This window comes from Streptomyces sp. SP17BM10 (genome assembly GCF_036322405.1).
Classification (GTDB): Bacteria; Actinomycetota; Actinomycetes; order Streptomycetales; family Streptomycetaceae; genus Kitasatospora.
The window spans coordinates 215,495-227,581 of record NZ_JAQYXB010000684.1 but is presented as its reverse complement, the minus strand read 5'-3'; the positions used below and the strand labels follow the sequence as shown (position 1 = coordinate 227,581).

8 protein-coding genes are annotated in these 12,087 nt (G+C 73.1%); 6 read left to right on the top strand and 2 right to left on the bottom strand.

Annotated features, from left to right (window positions below; translation table 11 throughout):
- The first annotated feature begins 40 nt into the window (after nucleotides 1-40).
- The gene (thpR, locus tag PUR71_RS40130) at nucleotides 41-634 is read left to right on the top strand and encodes an RNA 2',3'-cyclic phosphodiesterase (protein ID WP_329932239.1); all 594 of its coding nucleotides are present in this window, start codon (nucleotides 41-43) and stop codon (nucleotides 632-634) included.
- A 356-nt stretch (nucleotides 635-990) separates the two neighbouring features.
- Here the strand turns inward: thpR and serC are convergent, their stop codons facing one another.
- Both serC and PUR71_RS40120 read right to left on the bottom strand, forming a co-directional pair.
- Complete coding sequence (serC, locus tag PUR71_RS40125) at nucleotides 991-2,109, bottom strand: phosphoserine transaminase (protein WP_329932238.1); 1,119 nt, start codon at nucleotides 2,107-2,109, stop codon at nucleotides 991-993.
- 162 nt (nucleotides 2,110-2,271) lie between these two features.
- Nucleotides 2,272-3,372 (bottom strand): citrate synthase 2, encoded by a 1,101-nt coding sequence (locus tag PUR71_RS40120; protein ID WP_329932237.1) that lies wholly within the window; start codon nucleotides 3,370-3,372, stop codon nucleotides 2,272-2,274.
- Nucleotides 3,373-3,788: 416 nt separating this feature from the next.
- Here PUR71_RS40120 and pdxH point away from each other — a divergent pair, with 416 nt between their 5' ends.
- The 5 genes from pdxH (at nucleotide 3,789) to PUR71_RS40095 (ending at nucleotide 11,648) form a co-directional block, all read left to right on the top strand.
- A complete protein-coding gene (gene pdxH, locus PUR71_RS40115) occupies nucleotides 3,789-4,421 on the top strand; it encodes a pyridoxamine 5'-phosphate oxidase (RefSeq protein ID WP_329932366.1) in 633 nt (210 codons plus the stop codon).
- Nucleotides 4,422-4,565: 144 nt separating this feature from the next.
- Nucleotides 4,566-4,757, top strand: coding sequence for an FxSxx-COOH cyclophane-containing RiPP peptide (gene fxsA, locus PUR71_RS40110; protein ID WP_329932236.1), 192 nt, complete (start codon nucleotides 4,566-4,568; stop codon nucleotides 4,755-4,757).
- A gap of 160 nt (nucleotides 4,758-4,917) precedes the next feature.
- Nucleotides 4,918-6,300, top strand: coding sequence for a TIR-like protein FxsC (locus tag PUR71_RS40105; RefSeq protein ID WP_329932235.1), 1,383 nt, complete (start codon nucleotides 4,918-4,920; stop codon nucleotides 6,298-6,300).
- Nucleotides 6,290-10,303 carry an FxSxx-COOH system tetratricopeptide repeat protein gene (gene fxsT, locus PUR71_RS40100; protein WP_329932234.1) on the top strand — a complete coding sequence of 1,338 codons (4,014 nt, stop codon included), beginning with the start codon at nucleotides 6,290-6,292 and terminating at the stop codon, nucleotides 10,301-10,303. Before PUR71_RS40105 ends, fxsT begins: the two co-directional genes overlap by 11 nt.
- A gap of 43 nt (nucleotides 10,304-10,346) precedes the next feature.
- Nucleotides 10,347-11,648 carry an FxsB family cyclophane-forming radical SAM/SPASM peptide maturase gene (locus tag PUR71_RS40095; protein ID WP_329932233.1) on the top strand — a complete coding sequence of 434 codons (1,302 nt, stop codon included), beginning with the start codon at nucleotides 10,347-10,349 and terminating at the stop codon, nucleotides 11,646-11,648.
- The last annotated feature ends 439 nt before the right edge of the window (nucleotides 11,649-12,087 follow it).

The following is a 12,087-nucleotide window of genomic DNA, read 5'->3' as shown; positions in this document are numbered from 1 at the left end:
GATGCCCCGGGTGCCTCGCATCGGAAGGAAGATTGGCTGTATGAGATTGTTCGTGGCGGTGCTCCCGCCGGTCGAGGCGTTGCAGGGGCTCTCCGACGCGGTGGCGCCGGTGCGCGGACTGCCCGGGGCGGACCGGCTGCGGTGGACCACGGTCGAGGGCTGGCACCTGACGCTGGCCTTCCTCGGGCAGGTGCCGGAGGACCGCCTGCCGGAGTTGGAGACGGCCCTGGCCGCCGTCGCCGAGGCCCACCCGGCGCACGAACTGCGGCTGGCCGGGGCCGGCCGGTTCGGTGACCGCGTGCTCTGGGTCGGGGTCGAGGGGCAGGCCTGGGCGCTGCGCCGGCTCGCCGAGGCCGTGAACGAGGCCACCGCGGACATCACCGGCGAGGTGGACGCGTTCGCCTTCCACCCGCACCTCACGCTCGCCCGGGCCGGGTCGTCGCGCGGGCACCGGAGGGCCGTCCAGCGGGTCGCGGCGGCTGAGCTGGAGGGGTTGGTGGCCGCGCTGGCCGACTACCGGGGGCCGCGGTGGGAGGCCGCCGAGCTGCACCTGATGAAGAGCGATCTGGACGGCGGCTTCGCGCACTACGAGACCGTCCGCGCCTGGCCGTTGGCGCGCTGGGCCGCCTCCTAGGGGTGCCCCGCAGGCCTACGGCCAGGCGCGCACCGCGGCGGCCGCGACCTGCTCCAGCTCCGCCCTCCCGGCCTCCGCCGACTCCCGGTGGATCACCGGCCAGAACATCGACGCCACCGGCGGGGCCGGACTCGGCGTCTAGCCAGGGGTGAGCCGGAGGTACGCTCGTTGACCGTGGATCCCAAGACTCGTATGCGCATCGTGACCGGCACCCTGGTGCTCCTGCTGGTCGTCGTCCTGGTCGGCTCGCTGGTCAACCGGTAGCGGCGGCACCCCGGCGAGCAGAACCCGGCGGCAAGGACGAGAGGGCCACCGCACGCGCGCGGTGGCCCTCTCGTCGTCGGGTCGGCCGGGTGTCAGAGCGCCTCGACCACGTAGTCGATGCACTGCGTGAGCGCCTCGACGTCCGCCGGGTCGATCGCCGGGAACATCGCGATGCGCAGCTGGTTGCGGCCGAGCTTGCGGTACGGCTCCGTGTCCACGATGCCGTTGGCACGCAGTGCCTTCGCGACCGCGGCGGCGTCCACCGACTCGTCGAAGTCGATCGTGCCGACCACCTGCGAGCGCTCGGCCGGGTTGGCGACGAACGGGGTCGCGTAGGAGGACTTCTCGGCCCAGCCGTACAGGCGGGAGGAGGAATCAGCCGTACGGGCGACGGCCCAGTCGAGCCCGCCGTTGCCGTTCAGCCACTCCAGCTGGTCGGCCAGCAGGAACAGCGTGGAGAGCGACGGGGTGTTGTACGTCTGGTCCTTCGACGAGTTGTCGATGGCCGTCGGCAGCGAGAAGAACGGCGGGACGTAGCGGCCGGAGGCGGCGATCTCGGCGGCGCGCTCCAGGGCGGCCGGGGAGAAGGTGGCCAGCCACAGGCCGCCCTCGGAGGCGAAGGACTTCTGCGGGGCGAAGTAGTAGACGTCGGTCTCGGTGATGTCGACCGGCAGGCCGCCGGCGCCCGAGGTGGCGTCCACCAGCACCAGCGAGCCCTCGTCCGCGCCCGCGGGGCGCTTGATCGGCATCGCGACGCCGGTCGAGGTCTCGTTGTGGGTGAGGCCGTAGACGTCCACACCGGCCTCGGCGACCGGCAGCGGGTGGGTGCCCGGAGCGGTCTTGATCACGCTCGGCTCGGCCAGCCACGGCGCGGCCCTGACCGAGGAGGCGAACTTCGAGGAGAACTCGCCGAAGTCCAGGTGCTGGGACTTCTCCCGCACCAGGCCGAAGGCGGCGATGTCCCAGAAGGCGGTGGAGCCGCCGTTGCCGAGCACCACCTCGTAGCCCTCGGGCAGCGAGAACAGCCTGCTCACGCCCTCGCGCACGCGCTTGACCAGGTTCTTCACCGGGGCCTGGCGGTGGGAGGTGCCGAGCAGGGAGGTCTGGGTGGCGGCGAGGGCACTCAGGGCCTCGGGGCGCACCTTGGACGGTCCGCAGCCGAAACGGCCGTCTGCGGGCTTGATGTCAGCGGGGATCTGGATCTGAGCCACGCGCCGCAGCCTACCGGCCGGGCCGCCGACGGGGATACGGTCGTCCGGGTCCTGAGACTGTGATCTCGACTGCTCCCGGACACGCCGCAGCGGGCCCGGCCGGAGCCGGACCCGCTGGTCAGGGGCGGTGCGTCAGGGCGGCGCAGCCGGCGACCCGAGTGCTCAGTGCGCGATGGCGTCCCAGCCCTCGATCTCCTCGGGGCGACGCGCGCCGGGGCCGATGTAGCGCGCGGAGGGGCGCACGAGCCGGCCCGTGCGCTTCTGCTCCAGGATGTGCGCCGACCACCCCGCCGTGCGCGCGCACGTGAACATCGAGGTGAACATGTGCGCGGGGACCTCGGCGAAGTCCAGCATGATGGCGGCCCAGAACTCGACGTTGGTGGCGAGGACGCGGTCCGGGCGGCGGTTGTGCAGCTCCTCCAGCGCGGCCTTCTCCAGCGCCTCGGCGACCTCGAAGCGCGGTGCGCCGAGCTCCTTGGCGGTGCGGCGCAGCACGCGGGCGCGCGGGTCCTCGGCGCGGTAGACGCGGTGGCCGAAGCCCATCAGGCGCTCGCCCTTGTCCAGCGCGTTCTTGACCCACTTGACGGCGTCGCCGGTGCGCTCGATCTCCTCGATCATGCCGAGCACGCGGGACGGCGCGCCGCCGTGCAGCGGGCCGGACATCGCGCCGACCGCGCCGGACAGCGCGGCGGCGACGTCGGCGCCGGTGGAGGCGATGACGCGGGCGGTGAAGGTCGAGGCGTTCATGCCGTGCTCGGCGGCGGAGGTCCAGTACGCGTCGACGGCCTTGACGTGCTTGGGGTCCGGCTCGCCGCGCCAGCGGATCATGAACCGCTCGACGACCGTCTCGGCCTTGTCGATCTCGCTCTGCGGGACCATCGGCAGGCCCTGGCCGCGGGCGGACTGGGCGACGTAGGACAGCGCCATGACGGCCGCGCGGGCGAGGTCGTCGCGGGCCTGCTCGGCGGAGATGTCGAGCAGCGGCTTGAGGCCCCAGACCGGGGCGAGCATGGCGAGCGCGGACTGGACGTCGACCCGGATGTCACCGGAGTGCACCGGGATCGGGAAGGGCTCGGCGGCCGGCAGGCCGGGGTTGAACTTGCCGTCCACCAGCAGGCCCCAGACGTGGCCGAAGGAGACCTTGCCGACCAGGTCGTCGATGTCGACACCGCGGTAGCGCAGGGCGCCGCCCTCGCGGTCGGGCTCCGCGATCTCGCTCTCGAACGCGACGACTCCCTCAAGCCCGGGTACGAAGTCGGACATGCGACGGCTCCTTCAGTTCTGCGATCGGCGCTCCGCCGTGGTGGGGCGGCACGCCAGTGACCGATTGGTGGTTGGCACTCGGTGCCAGAGTGGCAGGCACGGGGTGCATTGCGCCATACACCACCGTGGTGATGTTTCCCGCGGGCCCGCTTGACTTTTCCGTCGAGGGCCGGTCGTGCCCGGGAATCTCCGGAACCGAAAGCCGCGTTCCGGACGAATCACCGTACGACGGGCGGCCAAGCGGTGGCGAGCCACCTTATCTCCCACCGGGGTTTGTCTCGAGGTAGCGGTGCCGGTTGCTTGTCGTACGGGATGATGTTGGCGTGCAGACCCCGGAACGCGCCCAGTCGACGCCCCTGAGCCCCGCCACCCGGAACCCGGCCGAGGAGGCCCGGCCGGGCCCGGACCTCACGGTGATGCGCAAGCACTACACCCACGAGGGCCTGGTCGAGGAGTGGCTCGCGCCCGACCCGATCGGCCAGTTCACCCGCTGGTTCCACGAGGCGGCCGACGCCGGCGTGGTCGAGCCCAACGCCATGGTGCTCTCCACCGCGGACGCCCAGGGGCGGCCCAACTCGCGCACCGTCCTGCTCAAGGGCTACGACGCGCGCGGCTTCGTCTTCTTCACCAACTACGGCTCCACCAAGGGCGCGGAGCTCTCGGCCAACCCGCACGCGGCCCTGCTCTTCCCCTGGATCGCGCTGGCCCGCCAGGTCATCGTCCAGGGCCGGGTGGAGAAGGTCGGCCGGGACGAGACCGCCGCCTACTTCCGCACCCGCCCGCACGGCTCCCAGCTCGGCGCCTGGGCCAGTGAGCAGTCCAGTCCGGTCGCCGGCCGCGAGGTCCTCGAACGGCGCTACGCCGAACTCGAACGCCGCTACCCCGAGGGCGAGGGCGTGCCCGTCCCGCCGTTCTGGGGCGGCTACCGGGTGGTCCCCGAGAGCGTCGAGTTCTGGCAGGGCCGCGAGAACCGCCTCCACGACCGCCTCCGCTACCTCGCCGACCCCGCCGCCCCCACCGGCTGGCGCGTCGAACGCCTCTGCCCGTGAGGGCGGGGCGGGCGCGGCCGCGCAGTCGTCCTGACGGTCCGTCATGATCAAGGTGCGGCGTAGTAGCATTCTGCCCGCGCGGACCTGGGTCGGATCCCACCGGGGCACCAGCCCGCCGTGCCGACACGATCGAGTGAGGGACTGATGGGCGTCACCGGTGCGGAAACCGCCGCTGGACTCGGCTCTGACCTGGTCGACGTCACCGCCCTGCCGCTCGACGAACTCGACGCGCTGCCCGACACCGTCCTCGGCGACCTGCTGCGCCGGGTGGTCGCGGACGCGCTGACCCCCGGCGCGGAACCGCTCGCGGCGTTCCAGTCGGCGCTCGGCCGGTAGCGAGGGCGGTAGCGGGACCGGCCGGGGCGTGCGCCCCACCACCCGTTAAACCCCCCGGAGCCTCCGAGTTCGCCAACTTCCCCGCGCGACCGGTGGAGTTCACGACATGCTGGGTATGAAACCAGCGCCGTCGCGACACCGTAGGGCCTCGGGGGACAGAGTGCTTCAGCCTTACTTCTTCTTCAGCTACGCCCGTGTGGACTTCGAGGCGGAGGACGCCTTCGTCGACCAGTTCTTCAACGACCTGAGGGACGAGCTCGGCCGCATCGAACCCGCGGCCCGCGCCGATGAACTGGCGTACCGCGACACCGAGCAGCTGCGCGTCGGCGACGACTGGGCCGAGCAGCTCGCCACCATGCTGGGCCGCAGCCGCACGATGGTCGCGCTCTACTCGCCCGCCTACTTCGCCAGCCTCTACTGCGGCAAGGAGTGGACCGCCTTCCGCGGCCGCGTCCGGCGTCACCACGAGGACACCGGCGAGCTCATCCCGGCGCTGGTCCCGGTGCTCTGGGAGCCCGTCGTCCCGGGCGAGTTGGCCGCCGAGGTCACCAAGATCCAGTGGGCCCAGCCGGACATGGGCGAGGCCTACGCGCGGTACGGCCTGCGCGCGCTGCTGCGCACCGGGCCGCAGGGCGACGCCTACCGGCAGGTCGTCAAGGTCGTCGCCGAGCGCGTCCGCGACGCGGCCGCCCGCCGCCTCACCGAGCTCGCCGACTTCGACCTCGGCGCCGTGCGCGGCTACTTCCCCGGCCCGCAGCCGGTGGAGGCCACGGCCGGCGCGGGCATGGTCCGGCTGTTCATCGCGGCCGGCCGGGCCTCGGAGGCCGCCGCCGAGGGCGGCTCCTACGCCGGCGGCTGGTACGGGGCCAAGCCCTGGCACTGGGCGCCCTACCACCCGCCCAGAACGCCCTCCCTCGCGGTGCGCGCCCAGCAGGTGATCACCGCCGCCGGGCACACCACCACCCTGGAGGAGATCGGCACGGGCCTCGGCGAGAAGCTCGACCAGGCCCGCGAGGACAGCCAGGTCAGCGTCCTGCTGGTGGACCCCTGGGTGGCCGGGCACGTCCGCTACCGCGCCGCGCTGCGCGAGTACGACGACCAGAACCACCCCGTCACCGGCGTGATGGTCCCGATGGGCAGCGGCGACCCGGAGCGGGAGCGCGACGCGCTCTGGGCCGGCGTGCGCGGCGTGTTCCGCCGCAACTGGCTGCGCCGGAGCGACCCGGAGCACCTCTTCCGGGTCAAGGTGAACCGGGAGAACTTCGACTCCGACCTCACCATCATGGTGACGGTCGCCCAGAACAAGCTCATGGACGACAACCTGGACTGGGGGGACGATGACGGCGGCGCATTCGGCTTCGGCCCCGGCGGCACCGGCGAACGGGCGATCCCCGGGCTGGCCATCCCGTCCGGTCCGCAGCCGGCCCCGCGGACCCCGCCACGGGAACCGGGGCGCGGGCCCAACCCGCCCGACGTGCCGCACCCGCGCGACCACCACGACGACGCAGCGCCCCTGAGGGGAGACCAGGACGATGATCACTGAGTCCGGAACAGAGCCGGCCCGCGGCGGACCGGGATCGGTCGTCACGTTCTACTCCTTCAAGGGCGGCACCGGCCGCACCATGGCCCTCGCCAACGTCGGCTGGATCCTCGCCAGTCGTGGCCTGCGCGTCCTCGTCGTCGACTGGGACCTGGAGGCGCCCGGTCTCCACCGCTACTACCACCCGCTGCTGGTCGACCCCGAACTCCACTCCACCGAGGGCCTGATCGACCTCCTGCGCTCCTACGTCAAGCAGGCGCTGCCCTCCGCCGTCGGACCGAGCGGCCTGCCCCCGGCCGCCTGGCTCGACGAGCCGGGCCGGCTGGACGCCTACGTCTGCGGCCTCGCCCTCGACCTTCCGGCCGGCGGGCGCCTCGACTTCCTCCCGGCCGGCCGGCAGAACGCCGCCTACGCCGCCGCCGTCACCAGCTTCAACTGGCGCAGCTTCTACCACGGGCGGGACATCCGCGGCGGCGAGTTCCTGCGCGAACTGCGCGAACGCTGGTCCCGTGCGTACGACTACGTGCTCATCGACAGCCGCACCGGCGTCAGCGACACCTCCGGCATCTGCACCGTCCTGATGCCCGACGCCGTCGTCGACTGCTTCACCTTCAGCGCCCAGAACATCCGCGGCGGCGTCGACGCCGCCCGGGCCATCGCCGAGGCCGAGGAACGGGCCATCCGCGTCCTGCCGGTGCCGATGCGGGTCGAGGACGCCGAGCAGGAGCGCCTCGAAGCCGGCCGCGACTACGCCCGGGAGGCCTTCGCGCCCTACCTGGGCCGCTGGCTGCCCGCCGAACGCCGGGCCGGCTACTGGGCCGACGTCGAGGTGCCGTACAAGCCGTTCTACGCCTACGAGGAGGTGCCCGCCACCGTCGCCGACCGGCCCCAGGAGGCCCGCAGCCTGCTCAACGCCTTCGAGCGGCTGGCCGGCTGGATCACCGACGGCAGGGTCCGCACCCTGCGTCCGCTCAGCTCCGAGACCCGCCGCCGCCTCTACGGCGCCTACCTGCGCTCCGCCCGCGCCGTGCCCCGACAGGTCTTCGTCAGCTACGCGCCCGAGGACCGGATGTGGGCCGAGTGGGCCGCCGGCACCCTCACCCGCTTCGGCTACCAGGCCTCCCTGCACAACGCCGCCGAGCCGTACACCGGCGGCCGCCCGCCCGAGGTCGCCGGGCCGCTCGACGGCCAGGGCCGGCTGCTCGCCCTGCTCTCGCCCGAGTACACCGCGCTGCCCCGCGCCGCCGAGGTCTGGCAACTGCTCCAGGGCCGCGAACTCGCCTCCGGCTCCCCGGCCCTCGTCGCCCTGCGGCTGCAGGACTCGGACGAGCCGGTGCCCCGCCCGTTCATCGGCCAGGCCGCGCCCGACCTCGTCCGCTCCTCCGCCGTGGCCGCCGAGTCCCAGCTCTACGGCGAGCTCGGCCCGCCGCCCGGCAGCGCCCGCCAGTCCGACTCCGACAGCGGCGAGTTCCTCGCCCCCGCCCGCTTCCCCGGCACCGCCCCGCAGGTCCAGGAGGCGCCCTCGCGCAACGCCTCCTTCATCGGCCGCGGCAAGCTCCTCGAACTGCTCCGCAACCGCTTCACCGGCGGCCCGGGCGCCGTGCTCAGCCAGGTCCTGTACGGCTTCGGCGGCGCCGGCAAGTCGCAGATCGCCGCCGAGTACGCACACCGCTTCAAGGCCGCCTACGACGTCGTCTGGTGGGTGCCCGCCGAGGAGCCCGCCAACATCCCGCAGAAGCTCGCCGAACTCGCCCCGCGGCTCGGCGTGCCCACCAGCGACGACGTCGCGCACACCGCCGCCGCCGTCCTCGACGCGCTGCGCCGCGGCCAGCCCTACCGCCGCTGGCTGCTCGTCTTCGACAACGCCGGCACCCCCGAGGAACTCGCCCCCTGGCAGCCGGTCGGCTCCTCCGGCGGGCACGTCCTGATCACCTCCCGCAACCAGGGCTGGGCCCGGCACGCCGGGCTCGTCGAGGTCGACGTCTTCCTCCGCGAGGAGAGCATCCGGCTGCTGCGCCGCTTCAACAGCGGCCTCTCCCTGGAGGACGCCGACCAGGTCGCCCACCGCCTCGGCGACCTGCCCCTCGCCGTCGGCCAGGCGGCCGTCTGGCTGCAGGAGACGTCCATGCCGATCGCCACCTACCTCGAACTGCTCGACGAAGAGCTCACCGAGATGCTGGAGCGCACCGCGCTGCGCACCGCCGACTACCCGCACTCCGCCGCGGCCACCTGGCGCATCTCGGTCGAGGAACTGCGCCGGATGAACGCCCCGGCCGCCCAGATCCTGGAGATCTGCGCCTTCTTCGGCCCCGACGCCATCCCCATGCGGCTGCTCTACAGCCGCGCCGTCACCCGGGCCCTGCGGCTGCCCCCGCGCGCGCCCCGCGACAAGCTCGCGATCGGCGAATTCCTGCGCGCCATCAACCGGTTCGGGCTCGCCCGCACCGACCAGGGCAGCGAGACCATCACCGTCCACCGGCTCGTCCAGGCCGTGCTCCGGGACCAGGTCGAGGAGGAGCGGCGGGCCGAACTGCGCGGCGTCGTCCACGCGGCGCTCGCCACCGCCAACCCCGGCGACCCCGACGTCCCCGCCAACTGGGCCGAGTACGCGGAACTCCTGCCCCACCTGTGGCCCTCCGGCGCCGTCGACAGCGCCGACGAGGACGTCCGGCAGTGGATCATCGACTCCGTCCGCTACCAGTGGAAGCGCAGCCTGCACGAGTCGGGCCGGGAACTCGCCGAGCGGACGCTCGACCACTGGGGGCGGGACGGTTACGGCGGACCCGGCTTCGACGTCGACAACGACGCCCAGACGCTCATGCTGCGCACCCAGCTCAGCAACATCCGGCGGTCCCAGGGCGCCCTCCAGGAGGCGTACGAGATGGACCGCGACATCCTGGACCGGTTCACCGCGACCCTCGGCCCCGAGCACTCGCACACCCTCGCCGTCGCCAACAGCCTCGGCGCCGACCTGCGCTTCCTCGGCCGCTACGACGAGGCCAGGGCGCTGGACCGCCGCACCCTGGACGCGGCCCGTCGCACCCTGGGGCCCGACCACCCGCGAACGCTCATGATCACCAACAACCTGGCCGTCTCCGACTACCTCGCGGGGGACCGCCGGGCGGCGCTGGAGCGCCACCGCAGCAACTACCTCCAGCAGCGCGACGCCCTCGGCGCGCACAGCCTCTACGCGCTGTCGTCCGCCTCCAACTACGCGCGCGACCTGCGTGAGACCGGCCGCCTGCGGGAGGCCCTGGACCTGCTGGAGGAGACCGTCCGGATCTACCAGCAGACCATCGGCGACGGCCACACCGACACCCTCCGCGCCCGCAAGAACCTCGCCGTGGCCCTGCGGCGGGCCGGCCGCTACAACGAGGCCCTGGAGATAGACGAGGACATCTACCAGCGCTACCTGGACATCAACGGCCCCGAGCACCCCGACACCCTCGCCGCCGCCACCAACCTGGCCAGCGACCTCAACGCCCTCGGCCTCACCGAGCGGGCCATCCCGCTCGCCGAGCGGGCCCTCGCGCGGTACCGGGACTACCTGGGCGAGAACCACCCGGTGACGCTCGCGGGCGCCAACAACCTCTCGGTGTACCTGCGGTTGGCGGGCCGGGGCGAGGAGGCGAAGGCGCTGTCCGGGCGGACCCTGGCACAGTTCCGGACGGTCCTCGGGGATCACCACCTGTACATCCCGATCGCGATGATGAACCACGCGAACGACCTGGCCCTGGCCGGGGAGACGCAGGAGGCGCTGGCCCTCGAACTGGAGGCGGCGCCCCTCATGACCGCGACGCTGGGGCCGGACCACTACGACTCGATCGGGATCAACTCCAACCTCTCGCTGTCGCTCGCCACGGCGGGCCAGACCGAGCGGGCGGCCGAGCTGCGGGCGGACTGCATCCGCCGGGCCAGGGCGACGCTGGGGGAGGAGCACCCGACGACCGTGGCGGTGAAGGCGGGGCTTCGGCTCGACTCGGACGTGGAGCCGCCGCACGTGTGACGTCCCGTCAAGGGCGCCGCCGGTCTGCCGTTAGGCTCGCTGCATGGTGCCGTTCCGGCAGTTCCTGCTGAAGATCCACAGTCGGTGCAACCTGGCCTGCGACTACTGCTACGTCTACGAGGCCGCGGACCGGAGCTGGCGGGACCGGCCCCGGCGGATGGAGCTGCCGGTGGTCCGGCGCACCGCGCGGCGGATCGCCGAGCACGCGGCCGAGCACGGGCTCGACGAGGTCGCCGTGGTGCTGCACGGCGGGGAGCCGCTGCTCGTCGGGGCTGGTCATCTCGACGCCCTGTTGGGAGAGTTGGCGGACTTGGGAGGGGTGGCGGGGGCCGGGCCGCGGGTGCGGTTCAGCCTGCAGACCAACGGGCTGCGGCTGCTCGACGAGCCGGCGCTCCTGGACGTCCTGCACCGGTACCAGGTCGGTGTCGGGGTCTCGCTGGACGGCACGCGCGCCGACCACGACCGGCACCGTCTGCTGCCCTCCGGCGCGGGCAGCTGGGAGCGGACCGCCGAGGCGGTGCGGTTGCTCGGCTCGCCCGAACACCGCTCGCTGTTCGCCGGGCTGCTGTGCGTCGTCGATCTTTCGGCGGATCCGGTGGCCACGTACGAGGCTCTGTTGGAGTTCGCTCCGCCGCGGCTCGATCTGCTGCTGCCCCATGCGACGTGGCAGGAGCAGCCGGCGGGCGTGCGGCGCGCCCTGCCGTCGGCGCCGCCTGGTGGCGGGGAGGACGCGCCGTACGGGGAGTGGCTGATCGCCGCGTTCGACCGTTGGTTCGACGCGCCCCGGCGGGAGACCGGGGTGCGGCTCTTCGAGGAGCTCGCCGTGCTGGTGCTCGGTGGGCGTGCAGCCAGTGAGGCGGTCGGGTTGGCGCCGGTGGACCTCGTGGTGATCGAGGCGGACGGGGCGATCGAGCAGGCGGACAGTCTGAAGGTGGCGTTCGACGGGGCTGCGGCGACGGGGCTGGACGTGTGGCGGCACGGGTTCGCGGATGCTGCGGCGCATCCTGCGTTCCTGGCGCGCCAGCGTGGGGTGGACGGGCTCGGGGCGGTTTGTGGGGGGTGTCCGGTGGTCCGGGTGTGTGGGGGCGGGCTCTATGCGCATCGGTATGCGGGGGGTGGGGGTGCGGGTGGGCATGGGCATGGGCATGGGCATGGGGGTGAGGCTGGGCGTGGGTTTGGGCATCCTTCGGTGTACTGCGTGGATTTGGATCGGTTGATTCGGCATGTGGTGGGGCGGTTGAGGGGGGCGGTGGGGGCCGCTGCGCGGGGCTTGTCCGTGGGGGTGGGCTCTCGGGTGGGTGGGTGCGGGGCGGTTCCGGGGGTGGCCGCTCCGGGGGCTGGATGATTTTCCGACTGCCGACTCTGTGGGTGGGGTCGTCTCGCCGTCGGCAGTCTGAAAATCACCCGTCACGCCCCTCTCCGCAGCCACCCCCTCCACCGCCCCTCCCGCAGCACACCCTCTCGCGGGGGTTGGAGGGGAGGGGGTGGGTTGAGGTCGGTGGGGTCGTGTGGGGGCGTGAGGGGGTGAGGGGGCGAGAGATGGGGTGAGGGGGTGCGGGGGTGGGGTGGTGCGGGGGAGGTGGGGTCGGCCGTTCGGGTTACTCCTCGCTGTTGGCGGCGTTTCCTGTCGGCCTAGGGGGTGACACTGCGGGCTGGCGTCGGACTGGGAGGACGGAACGGTGACGGGTGCGGGTGAGGCTGTGGTGGCGGTCGGGGTGCCGGGGGCGCGGGGGGCGGATGGGGTGCCCCGGCACGGGGTGGACCGGGGGACGTTTCTTTCGATC

Excerpts from the sequence above, each read along its gene's own strand:
- fxsA (WP_329932236.1), top strand. The coding sequence starts at position 4,566 with ATGGGCGTCACCGGTGCGGAAACCGCCGCTGGACTCGGCTCTGACCTG.
- fxsT (WP_329932234.1), top strand. The coding sequence starts at position 6,290 with ATGATCACTGAGTCCGGAACAGAGCCGGCCCGCGGCGGACCGGGATCG.
- PUR71_RS40095 (WP_329932233.1), top strand. The coding sequence starts at position 10,347 with ATGGTGCCGTTCCGGCAGTTCCTGCTGAAGATCCACAGTCGGTGCAAC.
- thpR (WP_329932239.1), top strand. The coding sequence starts at position 41 with ATGAGATTGTTCGTGGCGGTGCTCCCGCCGGTCGAGGCGTTGCAGGGG.
- PUR71_RS40120 (WP_329932237.1), bottom strand. The coding sequence starts at position 3,372 with ATGTCCGACTTCGTACCCGGGCTTGAGGGAGTCGTCGCGTTCGAGAGC.
- pdxH (WP_329932366.1), top strand. The coding sequence starts at position 3,789 with ATGCGCAAGCACTACACCCACGAGGGCCTGGTCGAGGAGTGGCTCGCG.